The 19,189-nt window shown below is 68.3% G+C and carries 20 protein-coding genes; 12 read left to right on the plus strand and 8 right to left on the minus strand.

Annotated features, from left to right (window positions below):
• Positions 1-74 precede the first annotated feature (74 nt).
• Positions 75-713, minus strand: a complete 639-nt coding sequence (gene cofC, locus AC5Y6Y_RS13285; RefSeq protein ID WP_473139994.1) for a 2-phospho-L-lactate guanylyltransferase — start codon at positions 711-713, stop codon at positions 75-77.
• Between the two features lie 117 nt (positions 714-830).
• Here cofC and AC5Y6Y_RS13290 point away from each other — a divergent pair, with 117 nt between their 5' ends.
• Positions 831-1,838: an NAD(P)H-dependent glycerol-3-phosphate dehydrogenase gene (locus AC5Y6Y_RS13290; protein WP_473139993.1), complete on the plus strand. Its 1,008-nt coding sequence runs from the start codon at positions 831-833 to the stop codon at positions 1,836-1,838.
• Positions 1,839-1,903: 65 nt separating this feature from the next.
• The gene (locus AC5Y6Y_RS13295) at positions 1,904-3,013 is read left to right on the plus strand and encodes a D-alanine--D-alanine ligase family protein (RefSeq protein WP_463827065.1); all 1,110 of its coding nucleotides are present in this window, start codon (positions 1,904-1,906) and stop codon (positions 3,011-3,013) included.
• A 10-nt stretch (positions 3,014-3,023) separates the two neighbouring features.
• Here the strand turns inward: AC5Y6Y_RS13295 and AC5Y6Y_RS13300 are convergent, their stop codons facing one another.
• On the minus strand, positions 3,024-3,569 hold the full coding sequence (locus AC5Y6Y_RS13300; protein WP_473139992.1) for a DUF3515 domain-containing protein: 546 nt from the start codon (positions 3,567-3,569) through the stop codon (positions 3,024-3,026).
• A gap of 95 nt (positions 3,570-3,664) precedes the next feature.
• Here AC5Y6Y_RS13300 and AC5Y6Y_RS13305 point away from each other — a divergent pair, with 95 nt between their 5' ends.
• Complete coding sequence (locus tag AC5Y6Y_RS13305) at positions 3,665-4,621, plus strand: thiamine-phosphate kinase (RefSeq protein ID WP_473139991.1); 957 nt, start codon at positions 3,665-3,667, stop codon at positions 4,619-4,621.
• A 168-nt stretch (positions 4,622-4,789) separates the two neighbouring features.
• Entirely contained in the window at positions 4,790-5,473 is a 684-nt protein-coding gene (locus tag AC5Y6Y_RS13310) for a uracil-DNA glycosylase (protein ID WP_473139990.1), read from the plus strand.
• A gap of 7 nt (positions 5,474-5,480) precedes the next feature.
• Here the strand turns inward: AC5Y6Y_RS13310 and AC5Y6Y_RS13315 are convergent, their stop codons facing one another.
• Genes AC5Y6Y_RS13315 through AC5Y6Y_RS13330 form a run of 4 tightly spaced genes read right to left on the minus strand, consistent with a single transcriptional unit; the run spans position 5,481 to position 9,184 of the window.
• On the minus strand, positions 5,481-6,311 hold the full coding sequence (locus tag AC5Y6Y_RS13315; protein ID WP_473139989.1) for an oxidoreductase: 831 nt from the start codon (positions 6,309-6,311) through the stop codon (positions 5,481-5,483).
• Position 6,312: 1 nt separating this feature from the next.
• A complete protein-coding gene (locus AC5Y6Y_RS13320; RefSeq protein WP_473139988.1) occupies positions 6,313-7,557 on the minus strand; it encodes a DUF1214 domain-containing protein in 1,245 nt (414 codons plus the stop codon).
• Complete coding sequence (locus AC5Y6Y_RS13325; protein ID WP_473139987.1) at positions 7,554-8,735, minus strand: sulfotransferase family protein; 1,182 nt, start codon at positions 8,733-8,735, stop codon at positions 7,554-7,556. Before AC5Y6Y_RS13325 ends, AC5Y6Y_RS13320 begins: the two co-directional genes overlap by 4 nt.
• Before the next feature lie 5 nt (positions 8,736-8,740).
• The gene (locus AC5Y6Y_RS13330) at positions 8,741-9,184 is read right to left on the minus strand and encodes a nuclear transport factor 2 family protein (protein ID WP_473139986.1); all 444 of its coding nucleotides are present in this window, start codon (positions 9,182-9,184) and stop codon (positions 8,741-8,743) included.
• A gap of 44 nt (positions 9,185-9,228) precedes the next feature.
• Here AC5Y6Y_RS13330 and AC5Y6Y_RS13335 point away from each other — a divergent pair, with 44 nt between their 5' ends.
• Both AC5Y6Y_RS13335 and AC5Y6Y_RS13340 read left to right on the plus strand, forming a co-directional pair.
• Entirely contained in the window at positions 9,229-10,131 is a 903-nt protein-coding gene (locus tag AC5Y6Y_RS13335) for an SDR family NAD(P)-dependent oxidoreductase (protein ID WP_473139985.1), read from the plus strand.
• Positions 10,132-10,172: 41 nt separating this feature from the next.
• Positions 10,173-10,361 carry a hypothetical protein gene (locus tag AC5Y6Y_RS13340; protein ID WP_473139984.1) on the plus strand — a complete coding sequence of 63 codons (189 nt, stop codon included), beginning with the start codon at positions 10,173-10,175 and terminating at the stop codon, positions 10,359-10,361.
• A 24-nt stretch (positions 10,362-10,385) separates the two neighbouring features.
• On the opposite strand, the gene rpmB is transcribed toward AC5Y6Y_RS13340, so the two are convergent.
• Positions 10,386-10,580, minus strand: coding sequence for a 50S ribosomal protein L28 (gene rpmB, locus AC5Y6Y_RS13345; protein ID WP_463827055.1), 195 nt, complete (start codon positions 10,578-10,580; stop codon positions 10,386-10,388).
• Between the two features lie 266 nt (positions 10,581-10,846).
• Between rpmB and AC5Y6Y_RS13350 the strand changes: the two genes are divergently transcribed.
• The 3 genes from AC5Y6Y_RS13350 to AC5Y6Y_RS13360 are packed head-to-tail and all read left to right on the plus strand — an operon-like array spanning position 10,847 to position 15,479.
• Positions 10,847-12,520, plus strand: a complete 1,674-nt coding sequence (locus AC5Y6Y_RS13350; RefSeq protein WP_473139983.1) for a DAK2 domain-containing protein — start codon at positions 10,847-10,849, stop codon at positions 12,518-12,520.
• Positions 12,520-14,766 carry an ATP-dependent DNA helicase RecG gene (gene recG / locus AC5Y6Y_RS13355; RefSeq protein ID WP_473139982.1) on the plus strand — a complete coding sequence of 749 codons (2,247 nt, stop codon included), beginning with the start codon at positions 12,520-12,522 and terminating at the stop codon, positions 14,764-14,766. The genes AC5Y6Y_RS13350 and recG overlap by 1 nt, the downstream gene beginning before the upstream one ends.
• The gene (locus tag AC5Y6Y_RS13360) at positions 14,763-15,479 is read left to right on the plus strand and encodes an HNH endonuclease family protein (RefSeq protein ID WP_473139981.1); all 717 of its coding nucleotides are present in this window, start codon (positions 14,763-14,765) and stop codon (positions 15,477-15,479) included. Before recG ends, AC5Y6Y_RS13360 begins: the two co-directional genes overlap by 4 nt.
• A 7-nt stretch (positions 15,480-15,486) precedes the next feature.
• Here AC5Y6Y_RS13360 and AC5Y6Y_RS13365 read toward each other — a convergent pair whose 3' ends face one another.
• Positions 15,487-16,347, minus strand: a complete 861-nt coding sequence (locus AC5Y6Y_RS13365; RefSeq protein WP_463827051.1) for an aldo/keto reductase — start codon at positions 16,345-16,347, stop codon at positions 15,487-15,489.
• A 241-nt stretch (positions 16,348-16,588) separates the two neighbouring features.
• Between AC5Y6Y_RS13365 and AC5Y6Y_RS13370 the strand changes: the two genes are divergently transcribed.
• From AC5Y6Y_RS13370 to AC5Y6Y_RS13380, 3 genes are all read left to right on the plus strand, one after another.
• Positions 16,589-17,704 (plus strand): alpha/beta hydrolase, encoded by a 1,116-nt coding sequence (locus AC5Y6Y_RS13370; RefSeq protein ID WP_473139980.1) that lies wholly within the window; start codon positions 16,589-16,591, stop codon positions 17,702-17,704.
• Between the two features lie 73 nt (positions 17,705-17,777).
• Positions 17,778-18,539 (plus strand): DsbA family protein, encoded by a 762-nt coding sequence (locus AC5Y6Y_RS13375; protein ID WP_463827049.1) that lies wholly within the window; start codon positions 17,778-17,780, stop codon positions 18,537-18,539.
• A gap of 28 nt (positions 18,540-18,567) precedes the next feature.
• Positions 18,568-19,188 carry a vitamin K epoxide reductase family protein gene (locus tag AC5Y6Y_RS13380; protein ID WP_473140002.1) on the plus strand — a complete coding sequence of 207 codons (621 nt, stop codon included), beginning with the start codon at positions 18,568-18,570 and terminating at the stop codon, positions 19,186-19,188.
• Position 19,189: the final 1 nt, after the last annotated feature.

Genomic DNA, 19,189 nt, shown 5'->3' on the forward strand with positions numbered 1-19,189 from the left:
GCGTTGAGATGCGATTCACCGAGCGGACATGTTGGGCCGTGTCTGCCGTCTCCGCGGGTTGCTGCTGCGGGGAATCAGCGGTGCGCGATCGCGCGCGCGGTCGCCGGGCCCACCCCGAGGCGGCGCGCGGCGGCCAGGTCGGCCGGTGTGTCGACGTCGCAGCGCAGACCGGGCCACGCTCCGGTGAGTTCGACGGCACCCGAATGCCGGTGTCGCGCGGCGGAATCCGGCCCGAACCGGGGATCGAGCGGGGTGCCGAAGGCACACAGTGCCGCGGTCCCCGTGCCGGCCCGGTCGGCGACGAAGCTGCGCTGGTGCGCGCGGGCGGCTGCGACCGCCTCGGCCAGCTCCTGGGACTGCAATGCCGGTAAATCACCTTGCAGCACAACAAGATTGGGAATGATCGCGGCCATCGAACGTTCGGCGGCGACGATGGCGCTGTTCAACGGATCGGGATCACCCGCCGGGGTGGGGTCGGTCAGCACCTCGGCACCGAGCCCGGATGCGGCCGCCCCGGCGGCCTCGTCCGGTGTGATCACCACGATCGAGTGCAACGACTCCACCCGGGCCGCGGCGGTCAGCGTGTCGACCAGCATGGCCAGCACCACCGCTTCGCGGGTCGGGGCCGAGAACACCGGCGCCAGCCGGGTCTTGGCGGCAGCCAACCGTTTGACGGCGATGATCAACCCCATATCTCCGCCTGCGCCGCCCATGGGGGCCATCCTGCCAGCGAGGCTTGGGCGCAACGCCTGCGAGTGTCAAGCTAGCGTGATGCCGGCAGGCGAGCGTCGCGCCAGAGTGACGGTGGCCGCAGAGCTCCGGGAGGGTGGATGACCGGCACGGGAACTGTCGTGGTGATGGGCGCCGGTGCGTGGGGCACCGTATTGGCCAAGGTGCTCGCTGATGCCGGGGGAGAGGTCACCCTGTGGGCGCGGCGGGCGGAGGTCGCCAAGCGGATCAACGCCACCCGGTCCAATCCCGACTACCTGCCCGGTATGCACCTGCCGGCCGGGATTCGCGCCACGTCGGACGCCGAGGAGGCCCTCACCGGCGCGACCACCGTGCTGCTCGGAGTCCCGGCGCAGACCATGCGATCCAACCTGGAGAACTGGAACGGGATGTGGGCCGACGGTGCCACCCTGGTCAGCCTGGCCAAGGGCATCGAGCTGGGCACCCTGATGCGGATGAGCCAGGTCATCGTCTCGGTCACCGGAGTCGACGCTGCGCAGGTCGCGGTGATCTCAGGACCCAACCTGGCCAGCGAGATCGCGCAGGGCCAGCCGGCCGCCACCGTCGTCGCCTGCAACGACTCCGGGCGTGCCGTCGCGCTGCAACGGTTCTTGAACAGCGGCTATTTCCGCCCGTACACCAACTCCGACGTGGTGGGCACCGAAATCGGCGGTGCCTGCAAGAACGTGATCGCGCTGGCCTGCGGAATGGCGGTCGGGGTGGGATTGGGCGAAAACACCGTCGCAGCCATCATCACCCGCGGGCTGGCCGAGATCATGCGGCTGGGTCTTGCCCTGGGCGCCAAAGGCGCAACCCTGGCGGGTCTGGCCGGGGTGGGCGACCTGGTGGCAACCTGCACCTCGCCCTACTCGCGCAACCGCTCGCTGGGCGAACGCCTGGGCCGCGGGGACACCGTGTCCTCGGCGTTGCACAGCAAGGACGGGCACGTCGTGGAAGGCGTCACGTCCTGCCAGTCGGTGCTGGCGCTGGCGTCCAGCTACGACGTCGAGATGCCGCTCACAGACGCCGTGCACCGGGTATGCCACAAGGGCCTGTCGGTGAACGAAGCGATCGCCCTGCTGCTGGGCCGCAGCACCAAGCCGGAGTGAAATGACTCTCCGCTGACCTGCGCAATCCCGCGACGCGGCGCCGCAACCGGTAGCGTCTCCAGGTTGTGACTGCCAGCAATCGGGTGCGCGTCGCCGTCGTTTTCGGCGGCCGCAGCAACGAGCACGCCATTTCGTGCGTGTCTGCGGGCAGCATTCTGCGCAATCTCGACCCGCAGCGGTTCGAGGTGGTCGCGATCGGCATCACGCCGCAGGGCTCGTGGGTGCTCACCGACGGCAACCCCGACGCGCTGACGATCAGCAACCGGCAACTGCCTGCGGTGAGCCCGGAATCGGGTACCGAACTGGCGCTGCCGGCCGACCCGCAGCGCGGCGGCGAACTGGTGTCGCTGCGGCCCGGCGCCACCGAAGTGCTGGGCGCGGTCGACGTGGTGTTCCCGGTCCTGCACGGCCCCTACGGCGAGGACGGCACCATTCAGGGCCTGCTCGAACTCGCCGGCGTGCCGTACGTCGGCGCCGGCGTGCTGGCCAGTGCGGCCGGGATGGACAAAGAATTCACCAAGAAGCTGCTGGTCGCCGAGGGCCTGCCGGTGGGTGACTACACCGTGTTGCGGTCGTCCCAGCCGACGTTGCACCCCGAGGAACGCGAACGGTTGGGACTGCCCGCGTTCGTCAAACCCGCGCGCGGGGGTTCCTCCATCGGGGTCAGCCGGGTGACGAGTTGGGACCAGTTGCCCGACGCGATCGCGCAGGCCCGCCGCCACGACCCGAAGGTGATCGTGGAGGCCGCCATCAGTGGTCGCGAGCTGGAGTGCGGGGTGCTCGAAATGCCGGACGGCACAATCGAAGCCAGCACACTGGGTGAGATCCGGGTGGCCGGGGTGCGGGGTCGCGAGGACTCCTTCTACGACTTCGCCACCAAGTACCTCGACGACGCCGCCGAACTGGACGTGCCGGCCAAGGTCGACGACGACATCGCGGACACGGTGCGGCAGTTGGCGATTCGTTCGTTCGCCGCCATCGACTGCCAGGGCCTGGCACGGGTGGACTTCTTCCTGACCGACGCAGGCCCGGTGATCAACGAGATCAACACGATGCCGGGGTTCACCACCATCTCGATGTACCCGCGGATGTGGGCGGCCAGCGGCGTCGATTATCCGACCCTGTTGGCCACCATGGTGGACACGGCGCTGGCGCGGGGTGTGGGTCTGCGTTAGCCGATAGCCGTTAGCCGGGCCGGGCGGGGTCGATCGGGACCGCGGCCAGGGTGCGGTCGATGACGGCGGAGAGTTCCTGAATCGGCGTAGGCCCCGATCCGCCGGGCAGGGTCAGTGCCACGTAGACCGGACGGTCCACGGTGTACCAGGTCGATTCGGTCCCGTGGGTGCCGGCCGGCTCGGACACCTGGAACCACTGCACCCGGTCGACGCCCTGGATCGGTACGCCCACCACGAAGCCGGCCGGACGCGGCATGCCGCAGCGCAGCACCACGGCACCGCCGTCGGACCGCCAGGCGCGGGCGCCATCGGGAGCGGGATGCGCCAGATCCGCGCGCTGGTAGTCGCCGAGTCGCTGCGGCAGGGCGGCGAGCAGCGCCTGACACTCGGGGCTCGCCGCCTGCGGGGCCGCAGCCGCCGCGATGACGACCGGTGGCCGCGGTGCGCGGCGGTTGACCGCGACGACCAGGAGCGCCCCGATCGTCGCCACGGCCAGCACCAGCGCGGCGATCAGCGCGGCGCGCGGTGGGCCGCCGGGCTCGGAGTTGCCTGCCACTGCTGGTTACCTCCGCAATTACACTGACGCGGTCCGCCCGAACCGGCAGGGAACCAACGTACCGGTTCGTCGGGCCGCATGCGGGAGGAGGCGGGGTGAGCGACGACGCGGCCGGGCAGTCCCCGACGCTGCAGCAGTCCGGTGAGTTCGCCGTGATCGAGCGTCTGGTGCGCGACCGCCGGCAGCCCGCCGCGGTCACCCTGGGCCCCGGGGACGACGGGGCCGTGGTGTCGGGAACCGTGGTCTCGACCGACATGCTGGTGCAGGACCGGCATTTTCGGCTGGACTGGTCGTCGCCGCACGACGTCGGCCGCAAGGCCATCGCGCAGAACGCCGCCGACATCGAGGCGATGGGTGCGCGACCCACCGCGTTCGTGGTGGGTTTCGGGGCGCCCGGCAGCACACCGACGGCCGAAGTGATCGCCCTGGTCGACGGCATGTGGGACGAGGCGCACCGGATCGGCGCCGGCATCGCGGGCGGGGATTTGGTGAGCTGCCCGCAGTGGGTGGTGTCGGTGACGGTGCTGGGTGACCTGAACGGTCGTGCGCCGGTCATGCGGTCGGGGGCTCGGCCCGGGTCGGTGGTCGCGGTCACCGGTGAACTGGGCCGTTCCGCAGCAGGATATGAATTGTGGCGCAACGGCATTGAGGAATTCCGCGAGCTACGCTGTCGGCATCTGGTGCCGCAACCGCCCTACGGTCAGGGGGCGATCGCCGCGGCCGGTGGCGCCACAGCGATGATCGACGTCTCCGATGGACTGATCTCGGATCTGCGGCACGTCGCGAAGGCCTCCGGCGTTGCCATCGATCTGTCGGCTGCGTCATTGGCCGCCGATCACGATGCGGTGACCGGCGCTGCCGCGGCGGTGGGTGTCGACGGCTGGTCATGGGTGCTGGGCGGCGGGGAAGACCACGCCCTGGTGGCGTGTTTCAGCGATGCGGTGCCCGACTCGTGGCGGGTGATCGGACGGGTGCTCGACGGGCCGGCGCGGGTGATGGTCGACGGTGTCGACTGGACGGGTCATGCGGGGTGGGAGTCTTTCGCGGGGTGAGGCCGTTGCCGGCGCCGAGCCGGTATTCAGGGCTGGCGCTCCTCGGCGTGTCGGCACTCTGAGTGCAGGCTCGGTGCCACCAGTGCAGTCTCGGTCTCACCGTGCGCGGCACGACGCGCGTTAGGGTGGCGCGGTGACCGTCTACGCCTTCAACCAGCCCGGGTCGCCGTGACCGCCCGTCCGTTGCCCGAACTGGTCGAAGCGGGCTGGGCGAGCGCACTCGAGCCGGTCGCCGACCAGGTGGCCCAGCTGGGCCAGTTCCTGCGCGACGAGATCACCGCCGGCCGGCGATATCTTCCCGCCGGACCAAACGTGCTGCGTGCCTTCACCTTTCCGTTCGATGACGTTCGGGTACTGATCGTCGGCCAGGATCCCTACCCGACGCCCGGGCATGCGGTGGGCCTGAGCTTCTCGGTCGCGCCAGACGTGCGGCCGCTGCCGCGCAGCCTGGCCAACATCTTCGACGAGTACACCAAAGACCTCGGTTACCCGCCGCCGTCGTGCGGAGATCTCACCCCGTGGGCGCAACGGGGCGTCTTGCTGCTGAACAGGGTGCTCACCGTGCGGCCCAGCACCCCGGCGTCGCACCGCGGAAAGGGATGGGAAGCGGTGACGGAGTGCGCGATTCGCGCCCTGGTCGGTCGTCAGAAGCCGATGGTGGCGATTCTGTGGGGACGCGACGCCTCAACCCTCAAGCCTATGCTGGCCGACGGCGACTGCGCCTTCATCGAATCACCGCATCCGTCGCCGTTGTCGGCCTCGCGCGGCTTCTTCGGGTCGCGACCGTTCAGTCGCGCCAACGAACTGTTGGCGCGAATGGGCGCCGACCCGATCGACTGGCGGCTGCCCTAGCGCGCGCCTACCCGCCGGGGAAGTTGACGTCCTTGGTGACGGCCTTCCACTCCTCGATCGAGGCCGACGTCGCGGCGATCTTGTCGCGCATCGCTTTGAGCACGTCGCGGCCCAGCAGCAGCCGCAGTGGCGGTTCGTCGAGTTCGGTGACCATCAGCACCGCCTCGGCCACCTTGCGTGGGTCACCCGGCAGGTGATCGGCGAACTGCTTGATGAGGTCCTTGCGGGCGGCGACGTCGGCGTAATCGGCGATGGGAGTGCTGGATTCCTTCATCGATCGCGACGCCCAGTCGGTGCGGAAGGCGCCCGGTTCGATGGCGGTCACCTTGATACCCAGCGGCTTGACCTCCTGCGCAAGCGCTTCGGTCACCGCCTCCAGCGCAAATTTGGTCGACGAGTAGTAGGCGTTGGGCGGGTTGGCCACCAGCCCCGTCATGGACGAGATGTTGACGACATGGCCCGATCCGCGGGCCCGCATCGCCGGGAGCACCGCCTTGATCATGTCGACGGCACCGAAGTAGTTGACGTCGAACAGCTTTCGCACCTCGGCGTCCTCACCCTCCTCCACCGCCGACAGATAGCCATGGCCGGCATTGTTGACCAGCACGTCGATGCCGCCGAAGGTCTCCTCCGCCGCGGCGACCGCGGCGGCGATCTGGCCGGCGTCGGTCACGTCGAGAGCCACGGGCAGGGCCCGGTCGCCGAACTCGTCGACGAAGTCGCGCACCGCATCGGCGTTACGTGCGGTGACGACGACGCTGTGTCCGGCTTCCAGGGCACCGCGGGCGATCTCGCGGCCGAACCCGGTGGAGCAACCGGTGACCAACCAGCGTGCCATCTCAGAGTGTCCCTTCCGGGAGTCGCCGCAGATACGCCCTGCGGCGTTCGGCGAGTTCGGTTTTACGCTGTTGCTCGGTCACCCGCGGCAGGTTCGGTACCTCGGCGTCGAGCAGGTCGCGCTTGATCACCCGCCCGTGCGCACCCAGACCCGCACGGGGTCCGGTCTCGCCGAACTCGGCCATCCGCAACGTCAGGATGGCCTCGCGCAGACCGTCGGTGTCGATCCAGTTCGCCACACCGGGATCCTCGGGGGAGATCACATAGGTGTAGGTGCCGTCCTCGTTGGCCACCGACTGCGCCTTGTTGAGGCTTCCGGTGCGGGCGACGATGTCCAGCGTGGTACCCCAGATGTTGCTCAGCGGCACCGTGAAGTATTCGGCGCCACCATCGTTGACGTCCACCACGAAGGCCTCGTCCGGGGCGAGGTCGATGCGGCCCATCACATAGAACTGGTTGCGCATGGCGCCGTCGGTGTCTGCCGACCACGCCAGTTCGAACCGGTTGGCGGGCATCTTGTAGGCGCCGTGGCTGAGCTTGCCGGTGAAATTCGCGAAGTACGCCATCATCGCCGCGGTCGCCTCGGCCTGCTCGTCACGGGTGCGGGCCGGGGACGACGGTGCAGCGCCAAGACGTTGCACCGCAAGGTGATTGGGGTCGTCACGGCCCCAGTCCAGCAAAACGTCGCGGATGTAGAACTCGTGCGCGGCCGCAGTGGTCCGCACGTGATTGGGTCGCCCCCCGGCGGGTTCGGCGTCGACGGTGATGGTGAAGCTGCCGTCGGAATCGACCGCCATGGTGCGGCCGTTGAGCACATCGACGGTGCCCATGTTCGCGTCCCAGAGGGTGAAGTAATTCTCGGTCATGCGGTGTTCGCCGACGCGACCGTGGATCTCGTAGCGCTCGTCGCCGGAGATCGGGATCACCCGGTACACGCTGTCGGGATTGTCGATGCCCCACCGTGATCCGGGAATCGCGCGGCCGTCCACCGGGTGCGCCAGTCGGGTGATGCAGCTGACCTTGGGTCGCAGCTTGTCCTGGTTGGACGACCACACCGCCGCCGAGAACATCACCTCGGCGAACGCATCGTCGAACCGCTCGCGCATCGCGTCCGAAGCCTTGGCGCGGCCCAGCCAGGTCTGCGCGACGTCGGCATAGGCGGCTTTGACGGTGGGGTGCTCGATCAGCTCGAGGGCGGCCAGTTCCTGTTCGTGCTGCGATGCCGTGGCGACCGGGTCATCACTCACTGGCTCCTCCTTGTGTATTCGTGAAATCGCTTGTTGTACAGACTGAATCGCTCGTCTACCAGTTCGGGCTGCAAACCGTAGGTCTTGAGACCGTAGGGCGGGCGCGCCGGCTCGCGGGGACGTTCGCGCAGCCAGCGTCGCATCGCGTCCTCGGCGTGGGACGTCAGCGTAAGCCCGATCGCCTCGTAAACGCGGGACACCTGCCCGATCGGATCGGCGACCGCATCGTCGAACCCGATGTCGGTGACCCGCTCCGGTCCCCAGCCGTCCCGCGCCGTCATCGCCCTGTCGTTGGTCCATCCCATCCGCTCCAGCCACTGCGCGCCCACCCGGGGGAGGTCGACGGTGTCGGCGTGCATCGCGTGCAGGGTGGCGTTCAGGCCGGCCCCCGAGGCGATGGTGGTGCGCGGGTCCCGGTGCATGTGCACCAGGTGCAGTTCGGGGAACTGCGTGCGCAGCAGATCCAGATAGCCCAGGTGGGCCGGCGATTTCAGCACCCAGCGCTGCGCTTGTTCCCCGCGCTGCCGCTTCTGCCACTGCAGGAATTGCAGCATCCGGTGTAGGTGCCGGTAGGCCGGGGTGAAGTCTTGGTCGTCGAGCCAGGATCGGTAGTGCGGCAGGTGCGCGCCGGATTCGGGAACGTGGGACAGGAACGCATCGGCCAGGAAGACGATCTCCTCCTCGGCTTCCCGCGCATACATCGGATGGATCCGGAACAGGTCCGGCGCCAATTCCCGCGATTTCGCTTCGCGCCCTTCGCTGATCGCGATGCGGGGGTCGAGCCCGTCGAATCGGTAGCCTAGCTTCGGTGCGACCTCGACGACCTCCCAGCCGTACGCGCAGCTGAAGCGCGGGTCGGCCGCCAGCAGGCGTTGCAGCAGTGTGGTTCCGCTGCGCATCATGCCGACCACGACGATCGGCGGCGCCAGTCGTTCGGCCAGGATGTCGGGGTGCCGCCGGACCCATTCCTGGGTACGCAACCGCATCCGCAGGCTGTGCACGATGCCGGAGCGCAGGATGTAGGTGCCGATATCGTTGAGCCCGGCGTTCGGGTAGTCGTCCAGCAGCACGCGCAGCGGCCGCTCGAATTCGCCTGGCCCCCAATCGGTCAGCGACTCCTTGCGTTGCGCGTCGGCCAGGATGGCCGCGGCGTCGAAGGGTGCGGAGGCGTTGCCCACCAGGGTCAGAACTTCAGGTGCTGGCTGACGTCGCCGACCTGGTCGACGAACATGACGCGGCAGTCGAAGTGCCACACGCCGTCGAGCCGGTGGAACGTGTCTTTGTAATGTCCGGTCACGATCACCTGTAGGGGCAGCTCGGGGGTGGCTTGGGTGACGCAGTAATACGAGGTACTGCGGGCGGTCCCGGCGGCCTCGTCGATGTACAACTGCACGTTGCTGGTGTTGTGTTTGGTCTTGGGGGTGCCGTCCTCATAGATGCGAGTGGCCATGTCATACATCTCGCGCACCCGGGCCGATCCGGCGAACACGGTCTCGGGCGGCCCGTCTTCCATCCCGCAGATGCGGCCGTGCTCGAAGAGCTGGGCCACGCCGTCCAAGTCGCCGCCGTCGAGCCGCTCGGCGTAGGTGTAGATCAGGTTGGTGATCTCTGTCGCGCTGTCACTCACCTTCGAACCGCCCTCGACGCCATCAGTCTGACTAATCTGACCTCGTGACGTTACCTTGGACGCCCGATCGGCTCGGCGACCTGACCGGCAAACGGGTCATCGTGACCGGAGCGACCAACGGGGTGGGGCTGGGCACCGCGCGAGCGCTGGTCAAAGCCGGCGCGCACGTCATTCTGGCGGTACGCAACACCGAGCTCGGTGAGCAACGCGCCGCGCAGCTTGGTGGCTCGACGTCGGTGGTCAAGCTCGATCTGGCCGACCTGTCCTCGGTGCGTGCCTTCCCCGATCTGATCGACGGCGACGTCGACATCCTGATCAACAACGCCGGCGCTCTGACCGAGCGGCGCCGCGACACCGTGGACGGCTTCGAGATGACGCTGGGCACCAACTTGCTCGGCCCGTTCGCGCTGACCAACCTGCTGCTGCCGCGGGTGCGGGCCCAGATCATCAATGTCGGATCCGACGCGCACCGCTCGGCGACGCTGCACCTCGACGATCTGCATCTGCGCCGCACCAAGTGGACGAGGCTGGGGGCCTACGCGCAGTCCAAGCTCACGGTGATGTTGTGGGGGCTCGAGCTCGACCGCCGGCTCCGTGCCGCAGGCTCGCCGATCGTCAGTCAGCTCACCCACCCGGGCTGGGTGGCGTCGAACCTGTCGCAGGTCGGCGACTCGCCGCTGATGTCGTTGGCGCACAAGACGGTCAAGACGGTGGCCGACCGGCTGGCCAACGACATCGACGAGGGCGCGGCGCCCACGCTGTACTGCATCAGCGAACCGATCCCGCCGGGCAGCTATGTCGGCGTCAGCGGTCGGGGCGGGCTGCGCGGCGGCCCGGTGCTGATCGGCCGCACGGTGGTCGCGTGCGATTACGACACGGCCGGCCGGCTCGTGGCGTTCGCGGAAGAGGAGACCGGTACCACGTTGCAGATTCCCGGCCGTAAGTGAGCGGACGGCGCTGTGTGCGGGAGCCGCTAGCGGCGTGCGCCATGAGGGTGTCGATCGCGAAACCGCAGGGCTGCGGAAATCAACGCGGCGCCAACCGGCCCGTGGTCGTAGGCGTACACGATCGCGGCGGCGGCGCGATCGCGCTGATTGCGCCGCTCGGCGAGCCACGTCGTCGGCGCAACACCCGCGACATGACAACAACCCTCGAACGCATCAAAGCCGCTCTGTGAAAAGTGAGGCGGCGGGTAACGGCTTCAGCCGCGGGTGACCTTGCCGGCCTTGATGCACGACGTGCACACGTTGAGCCGCGTCTTGTTGCCGCCGGGACGGGTCACGGCGTGCACGGTCTGAACGTTGGGGTTCCACCGGCGGCTGGTGCGGCGGTGGGAGTGCGACACCGACTTACCGAAGCCGGGGCCTTTCCCGCAGATATCGCACACAGCGGCCATGGTTCAAACTCCTCAAGTCTTTGTTGCTGCGGTCTGGCGACCCGGTTCGGATCCGCCGGCCGGAAGTAGGCCGGGTTGGCCCGGCCGTCCCACAATACCGACTCCGGTAGGCAACCGCCAAAACGGCTCAACGAACCGCGACGCGTCGTGACCAGTGCTGTCGTGGCCGATAGCTAGGCTGCTGACTGGCTCACCGGCCGGCGGGACCGAGGTTACGCTAGCGCGCATCGGGGGCGTGCTGCGGCGGTAAGGAGGTGGGGGCGGGTTTGGCCACGGAGGATCGTCAGCTGGACGGCTCGGCCCTGCGGGACTGGGCGCACACCGCCGTGAGCGACCTGATCACCCACATCGACGAGATCAACCGCCTCAACGTGTTCCCGGTCGCCGATTCCGACACCGGTGCCAACATGCTGTTCACCATGCGTTCGGCGCTGGCCGAGGCGGATGCCGAAGCCAGTCGCGGCAGCCTGGACGTGGTCAGGGTCGCGGCGGCGTTGTCAGCGGGAGCGCTGCACGGCGCCCGCGGCAACTCCGGGGTGATCCTGTCGCAGATTCTGCGGGGATTCGCCGACGCGACCGCTGCTGCGGCCGCCGAATCCGGTGCGGCGCTACGGGCGATCGATGCCGCGCTCCTGGCCGCCGCGCTGTGGCGGGGGGTGGAACTGGTCGTCACCTCGATGGGGGGAAACGAGGTGCCAGGGACCATCGTGTCGGTGTTGCGGGCCGCCGCCGGTGCCGTCGACGAGTGTGCTGCCGCCGGCCAGTCGCTGCACCTTGCCCTCGTCGCGGCCGGGGATGCGGCGGTGATCGCGCTGGAGAAGACCCCCGAACAGCTGGAGGTGCTCGCCGATGCCGGTGTGGTGGACGCCGGGGGCCGGGGGCTGCTGGTCATGCTGGACTCGCTGCGTTCGACGATCACCGGAGAGACGCCCACCCGGGCGGTCTACGAGCCGTCGCAGCCGCAGCAGAAGCCGCCGGCGATCGAGCGGGGTCCGGCGCCTCAGTTCGAGGTCATGTACCTGGTGGCCGGCTGCGATGCGGCGGCCGCGGATGCGTTGCGGCAACGGCTGGAGGAATTGGGCGACTCGGTGGCCATCGCGGCCGCGCCGTCGGACAGCTACTCCGTGCACGTCCACACCGACGACGCCGGCGCCGCGGTGGAAGCCGGCCTGGCCGCCGGTCAGCTGAGCCGGATCGTGATCTCGGGACTCAGTTCGGGCGCGACCGGGCTGCCCGCGGGCAGCTGGACGCGGGAACGTGCGGTGCTTGCCGTCGTCGACGGCGACGGGGCCGAGGAGTTGTTCGCCGGTGAGGGTGCCTGCGTGCTGCGACCGGGGGCGGACGGCAGCGCCGATGCGCCCGGGATCACCGCCCATCAGTTGGTGCGCGCCGTGGTGGACAGCGGTGCCGCCCAGGTGATGGTGCTGCCGAACGGGTACGTGGCCGCTGAGGAGTTGGTGGCGGGGTGCACCGCGGCCATCGGCTGGGGTGTCGACGTGGTGCCGGTGCCGACCGGGTCGATGGTGCAGGGGCTGGCGGCATTGGCTGTGCACGACGCCGGCCGTCAAGCCGTCGACGACGGCTACACCATGGCCCGCGCCGCCGGCGCCGCCCGGCACGGATCGGTGCGGGTGGCTACCGAGAACGCGCTGACCTGGGCCGGAACCTGTAAGCCGGGCGACGGCCTGGGCATCGCGGGCGATGAGGTGCTGATCGTCGCCGAGGACGTGGCCGCTGCCGCGATCGGCCTGCTGGACCTGCTGATGGCCTCGGGCGGTGACCTGATCACCGTGCTGATAGGCGCCGACCTGGACGACGCGGCGGCCGCTGGCATCGAGCAGGTGCTGGACAGACACATGCACGACCACCACCCGGGTAGCGAACTGGTGAGCTACCGCACCGGTCACCGCGGCGATGCGTTGCTGATCGGGGTGGAGTAGTGGCCTCGCTGAGCGATCGGCTGGTCGACGTCATCGGGGGCAAGTCAGCCGGACAGCTGTACGAGTACTTCGGTCTGCGGACCGTCGACGACCTGTTGCGGCACTACCCACGCAGTTACCTGGAGGGCGCCTCCCGGCTCACGGCCGAAGACCAGCGTCCACAAGCCGGTGAGCACATCACCATCGTCGATGTCATCACCAAAAGGGCTTCCGGTGTGATGAAAAAGAAAAGTCCGACTCAGAAGAAAGCGCGAATGTGGTTGCGCATCACGGTCGGATCCGGCCGCGGTGAGGTGACCGCGACGTTCTTCAACGCCGAAGGCCTGATGAAGGACCTCACCGAGAACACGAAGGTGATGCTCTCCGGGGAGGTCGGATACTACGGCAAGACAATGCAATTCACCCATCCCGCGTTCTTGATCATGGACTCGACGGACGGGAGGAACCACGGCAGCGTCTCGCTGCGTGAGATCGCCGACGCGTCGACGTTGGTCACCGGTGAGTTGGCGATGTCGGAGTTCGAGCGTCGGGTCTACCCGATCTATCCGGCCAGCGCCAAAGTGCAGACCTGGCACATCTATGGCGCCGTAAAGCAGGTGCTGGACCAACTCGACCCGGTGCCCGATCCATTGCCCGCCGATTTGCGTGCCAGGTTGGGTTTGATCGACGAAGACGCAGCCTTACGCGGCATCCATTTGGCTGAACGACCGGCCGAGCGGGCGCGGGCGCGTGATCGCCTCACCTTCGACGAGGCCGTCGCTCTGCAGTGGGCGCTGGTCGGTCGCCGCCATGGTGAGTTGTCCGCATCCGGTCCCGTCGCCCCCCGGCGCGACGACGGTCTGGCAGCAGAACTATTGCAGCGTTTGCCCTTTGAACTGACCGCCGGACAGCGTGAGGTGCTGTCCGTGGTGTCCGACGGGCTGGCCTCGGCTCGGCCGCTGAACCGGTTGCTGCAGGGTGAGGTCGGGTCCGGAAAGACCATCGTGTCGGTGCTGGCGATGCTGCAGATGGTCGACGCGGGTTACCAGTGCGCGCTGTTGGCGCCTACTGAAGTGCTTGCGGCACAACATTTTCGGTCCATCACCGAGGTGCTGGGTCCGCTGGCGACGGGCGGTCAGCTGGGAGCGGCCGCCGGGGACGGCTGGGAAGCCACCCGGGTGGTGCTGCTCTCCGGGTCCATGACCGCGGCGCAAAAGAAGCGGGCGCGGTCCGAGATCGCCGGCGGTGCGGCCGGGATCGTCATCGGCACCCACGCATTGCTGCACGACGCGGTGGAGTTCCACACGTTGGGCATGGTGGTGGTCGACGAGCAACACCGGTTCGGTGTCGAGCAACGGGATCGGTTGCGCGCCAAGGCCCCGGCCGGCGTCACGCCGCATCTGCTGGTGATGACCGCGACGCCGATCCCGCGCAGTCTGGCCCTGACCGTGTACGGCGACCTGGAAACGTCGACCCTGCGCGAGCTGCCCCGGGGGCGTCAGCCCATCACCACCAAGGTGATCTTCGTCCGGGACAAGCGGGCCTGGCTGGAGCGTGGTTTTCAGCGCATCCGGGAGGAGGTCGCCGCCGGCCGCCAGGCCTATGTGGTGGCGCCGCGGATCGACGAGGAGGAAGCCGACGAGGCCGGAGACGACGGCAAGCGGCCGTCGGCGACCGCGGTCGGACTGTTCACCAGGCTGCGCTCGGCCGAGCTGGCCGGGCTGCGGCTGGGTCTGATGCACGGACGGCTCTCCGCTGACGAGAAGGACGCCGTGATGGCATCCTTCCGTAGCGGCCAGACCGATGTGCTGGTCTGTACCACCGTGATCGAAGTGGGTGTCGACGTCCCCAACGCCACCGTGATGCTGGTGATGGATGCCGACCGGTTCGGCATCAGCCAGTTGCATCAACTGCGCGGCCGCATCGGCCGCGGCCGGCACCCGAGCCTGTGCCTGCTGGCGAGCTGGACGTCAGCGGGTTCTCCGGCAGGCAAAAGGCTGGAGGCGGTCGCCGGGACGATCGACGGATTTGTGCTCGCCGACCTGGATCTCAAAGAGCGCAGAGAAGGAGATGTGCTGGGCCGCAATCAATCCGGTCGGGCTATCGTGCTGCGGTTGTTGTCGCTGGCCGACCACCTCGAGTTCATCGAGAACGCTCGGGACTTCTGCGAGGCCGCCTACGCCACCAACCCCGACGATCCCGGATTGTCCTCGCTGGCAGCCCGATTCACCGATACCGATCAGATCGAGTACCTGGACAAGTCATGACGAACCGTCGAACCCTGCTGTGGCTGGCCGCGGTCGCTGCCGTGGCGGTGCTGGTCGCATACCAGACGCTGGGGTCCTCCGCCGCCCGACAAGCCCAGGAGTTCGCTGCGCGCGCCGACGTACCGACCGTGGCGCCCGGCGACGATGTGCTCGCCGGGGTGCTGCTGTTGCCGTTTCGGGCACACCGGTTCGACTACCGCCGGTCCGCGTTCGGCGACGCCTGGGACGACGACAACGATGCGCCGCTGGGCCACAACGGTTGTGACACCCGTAACGACATCCTCAACCGCGATCTGGTGGACGTCACGCACGTGTTCACCAAGCGGTGTCCCGACGCCGTGGCCACCGGCACCCTGCACGACCCGTACACCAACACCGTCGTCGCGTTTCAGCGCGGCGCCAAGGTCGGCGAATCGGTGCAGATCGATCATCTGGTCCCGCTGGCGTATGCCTGGGACATGGGCGCCTACGGTTGGCCGGAGGCCCAACGGGTGCGCTTTGCCAACGACCCGGCGAACCTGCTGGCCGTGCAGGGCAGGGCCAACCAGGACAAGGGCGATTCGCCGCCGTCGCAATGGATGCCGCCCAACGGTGCTTTCGCGTGTCAATACGCCGTGCAGTTCATCGCGGTGCTGCGTGGCTACGCGCTGCCGTTGGATCAAGCGTCCAGCGGCGTGCTGCGAGACGCGGCGGCCACCTGCCCCGCCCGCTGATCGGCGCTCAGGTGCCGGCGTAGTTGTCCGGATCCGGGCGCAGCCGGGTGCCGTCGTTGAGCCCGTTCAGCGCGTCGACGTGCTCGGCGGCCAGCTCGAAATCGAACACATCCAAGTTGCCGGCGATGTGTTCGGGTTTTGCCGAGCGGAACACCACCGAGTTGCCCAACTGCACGTTCCACCGCAGCAGGACCTGGGCGGGCGTCTTGCCGTACTCGCCGGCGATCGACGTCACCGTCGGGTTGTCATTCAACTTGCCCAGCGCCAGCGGGGTGTAGGACTGCGTGACGATGTCGTGCTCGGCGTTCGCCTTGCGCAGCTCCTCCTGGTTGAGCAGCGGGTGCAACTCGATCTGATTGACCGAGGGGGTGACGAAAGTCAGGTCGATGGCCATCGTCAGGTGCTCCGCGGTGAAGTTGGACACCCCGATCGAGCGGGCGTGCTGCTCGCCGCGGCACTGGATCAGGCCACCCCACGAGTCCACGTACTTGCCCAGCGACGCGGCCGGCCAGTGAATCAGGTACAGGTCGACGTAATCGAGGCCGAGGGTCTCCAGGCTGCGCCGGCAGGCTTCCTGCGAGGACTTGAAACCCTGGTCGGCGGTGGCCAGCTTGGTAGTGACGAACAACTCGGCGCGCGGAATGCCCGACGCGGCGATCGCCCGGCCCACCGCCGCTTCGTTGCCGTAGGCGGCCGCGGTGTCGATGAGCCGGCAACCGACTTCGAGTGCGGCCGAGACGGCGCGTTCTGTCTCGTCGTCCGACAATTCCGCGGTGCCGAGACCCAGCACCGGCATCGTCTGCTCGTCGTTGAGGGCTATCGAGGGGATAGAACCGGGGACAGAAGCGGCGCCCGACTCGCCAGTCAACGTCATCACCTACCTATGAAATTTGAGCGTTCTCCGATTAGGGCCCAGCCTGGTGCCGCAGTCCGCACGGCTCGGGGATCACATATTACCGAGTTGACTATGCGATCTAACCAACGCCCGGGCTGGTGTCCGCTCCCAATGTCGGACATTCGTCGCACCGTCGGGCAGGCGGCGGCCGGATTTCGCCCGTTCGGCACGACGTAAGGTGGGCCGGCACGAGGCATTATCAAGGGAGCGGCCGATGACCAAGAGTCTGTCAGGCGCGCCGGACCTCCATCTGGGAGCAAAGCGCGCACCGACCGGTTGGGTGACGCGCGTCCAGAACACGGTCACCAGCGTCGGCGCGAAAGTCATTCCGCGGATCCCGGACGGCGCCAAGCGCCTGCTGACCCGCGGGCGTTCGGTGACCATCGACGGCAACACCCTGGACCCCACCTTGCAGCTGCTGTTGACGGGACAGCGCGCCGTGGGGATCGGCGGCCTGGTGGTCGACGACGACGCGCGCACCTCCCGGGCGACGATGCGGGACGGCCTGCAGGCCATGCCCGGTCCGCAGATTCACGTCGACGTTGCCGAGATCTCGATTCCCGGGCCGGCAGGTCCGATCCCGGCGCGGCACTACCGCCCAGCAACCGCGAATGCGCCGCTGCTGGTCTTCTATCACGGTGGCGGCTGGTCGATCGGCGACCTGGACACCCACGACGCGCTGTGCCGATTGACCTGCCGGGACGGGGAGATGCATGTGCTGTCGATCGATTACCGGCTGGCACCTGAGCATCCGGCACCCGCGGCGATCGAGGATGCGTACGCCGCGTTCGGGTGGGCCTGGGAGCACGCTGAGGAACTGGGTGCGGCGCCCGGGCGGGTGGCGGTCGGCGGCGACAGCGCCGGCGGCAACCTGGCGGCCGTCGTCAGCCAGCTCGCGCGGGACAACGGCGGACCGGCCCCGGTGTTGCAGTGGCTCATCTACCCGCGAACCGACTTCACCGCGCAGACCCGCTCGCTGAGCCTGTTCGCGCGTGGCTTCCTGCTGACCAGACGCGACATCGACTGGTTCACCTCGCAGTACCTGCGCAAGTCCGGGATCGACGCGTCCGACCCACGGGTGTCACCGGCGCTGGCGGATTCGCTGTCCGACCTGGCACCCGCGCTGATCGCGGTCGCCGGGTTCGATCCGCTGCGCGACGAGGGTCAGGAGTACGCCGAGGCGCTGCGGGCCGCGGGCACCGCTGTGGACCTGCGCTACCTGGGATCGCTGACGCACGGCTTCGCCAATCTCTTCCCGCTCGGGGGTGGCAGCGCCGCCGGAACGGGCGAGCTGATCTCAGCGCTGCGGGCACACCTGAGCCGGTGCTGACCTGCGGCTGCGGCGCCGTCGGTACTCTAGAGTCGCCCGACCGCAGGTGAAGCAAACGAAACGTGAGGATTCTGTGGCCGAAAAACCCAAGCGCCCCGCGCGGCTCGACCTGAAGTCCGGCGACGGCAGGTCCGGCCGACTCATCCAAATCGGCGGCACGTTGATCGTCGTGCTGTTCGCCGTCGGTCTGGTGTTCTACATCGTGACGAGTCACAACAAGAAGCAGGCCGCCGGTGCGGGAGCCGAGGGCGCCGTCCGCGTGACCTCGAGCAAACTGGTCGCCGACAACGGCAAACCCAAGGCGACCGTGGCCTTCTACGAGGACTTCCTGTGCCCGGCGTGCGGCGATTTCGAGCGCACCTTCGGCCGCACGGTCGCCAAGCTCATCGACATCGGCGCGATCGCCGGTGACTACACGATGGTCACCATCCTGGACAGTCCGGCCACCCAGAACTACTCCTCGCGGGCGGCCGCCGCGGCCTACTGCGTGGCCGACGAGTCCATGGACGCCTTTCGCCGCTTCCACGAAGCGCTGTACAGCAAGGGCATTCAGCCGTCCGAAACGGGTGACCGGTTCCCCGACAATGCGCGACTGATCGAGCTCGCGCGCCAGGCGGGCGCCGCCGGCAAGGTGCCGGACTGCATCAACAGCGGCAAGTACATCGGCAAGGTCACCGGGTTGGCGGCAGCCAACAAGATCCGCGCGACCCCGACCGTGCGGATCAACGGCACCGAATTCGAGCGGACGTCACCGGCAGCGCTCGTCGCCAAGGTCAGAGACATCGTCGGCAACATCCCCGGGATGGACGAGGCCGCGGCAGTGGCGAACACCTGACCACGTGGCGGCTGATCTCGTCCCCGAGGTGGACTCCGACGCGGCTGACCCGCCCGTCGAACTCGAACCGTCCGGACCGTGGGTACCCGCGCCCAGTGCATGGTGGGTGCTGATCGCCGGGGTGATCGGTCTGCTCGCCTCCGTCACGCTGACGGTGGAGAAGATCGCGTTGCTGCTCAACTCGTCCTACGTGCCGTCCTGCAACATCAACCCGATCGTGTCGTGCGGTTCGGTGATGATGACCCCGCAGGCTTCGGTGCTCGGCTTCCCCAACTCGCTGCTCGGTATCGCCGGTTTCACGGTGGTGGTGGTCACCGGGGTGTTGGCGGTGGCGAAAGTTCAGCTGCCGCAATGGTATTGGGTGGGGTTGGTGATCGGGTTGACAGCCGGCACGGTGTTCGTGCACTGGCTGATCTTTCAGAGCCTGTACCGCATCGGGGCGCTGTGCCCGTACTGCATGGTGGTGTGGGCGGCCACCGTGACGCTGCTGGTGGTCGCGGCCTCGATCCTGGTGCGTCCGGCCGCGACGGGAAATACCGCGCTGCGGTTACTGTTCGGCTGGCGCTGGTCGCTGGTCACGTTCTGGTTCACCGGGGTATTCCTGCTGATCATGGCGCGGTTCTGGAATTATTGGTCGACACTCATTTGAT

The sequence above is a fragment of the Mycobacterium sp. NGS24 genome (assembly GCF_059813065.1).

Excerpts from the sequence above, each read along its gene's own strand:
- cofC (WP_473139994.1), bottom strand. The coding sequence starts at position 713 with ATGGGCGGCGCAGGCGGAGATATGGGGTTGATCATCGCCGTCAAACGG.
- AC5Y6Y_RS13290 (WP_473139993.1), top strand. The coding sequence starts at position 831 with ATGACCGGCACGGGAACTGTCGTGGTGATGGGCGCCGGTGCGTGGGGC.
- AC5Y6Y_RS13315 (WP_473139989.1), bottom strand. The coding sequence starts at position 6,311 with ATGGCACGCTGGTTGGTCACCGGTTGCTCCACCGGGTTCGGCCGCGAG.
- AC5Y6Y_RS13340 (WP_473139984.1), top strand. The coding sequence starts at position 10,173 with ATGAGGGTGTCGATCGCGAAACCGCAGGGCTGCGGAAATCAACGCGGC.
- rpmB (WP_463827055.1), bottom strand. The coding sequence starts at position 10,580 with ATGGCCGCTGTGTGCGATATCTGCGGGAAAGGCCCCGGCTTCGGTAAG.
- AC5Y6Y_RS13360 (WP_473139981.1), top strand. The coding sequence starts at position 14,763 with ATGACGAACCGTCGAACCCTGCTGTGGCTGGCCGCGGTCGCTGCCGTG.
- AC5Y6Y_RS13370 (WP_473139980.1), top strand. The coding sequence starts at position 16,589 with ATGACCAAGAGTCTGTCAGGCGCGCCGGACCTCCATCTGGGAGCAAAG.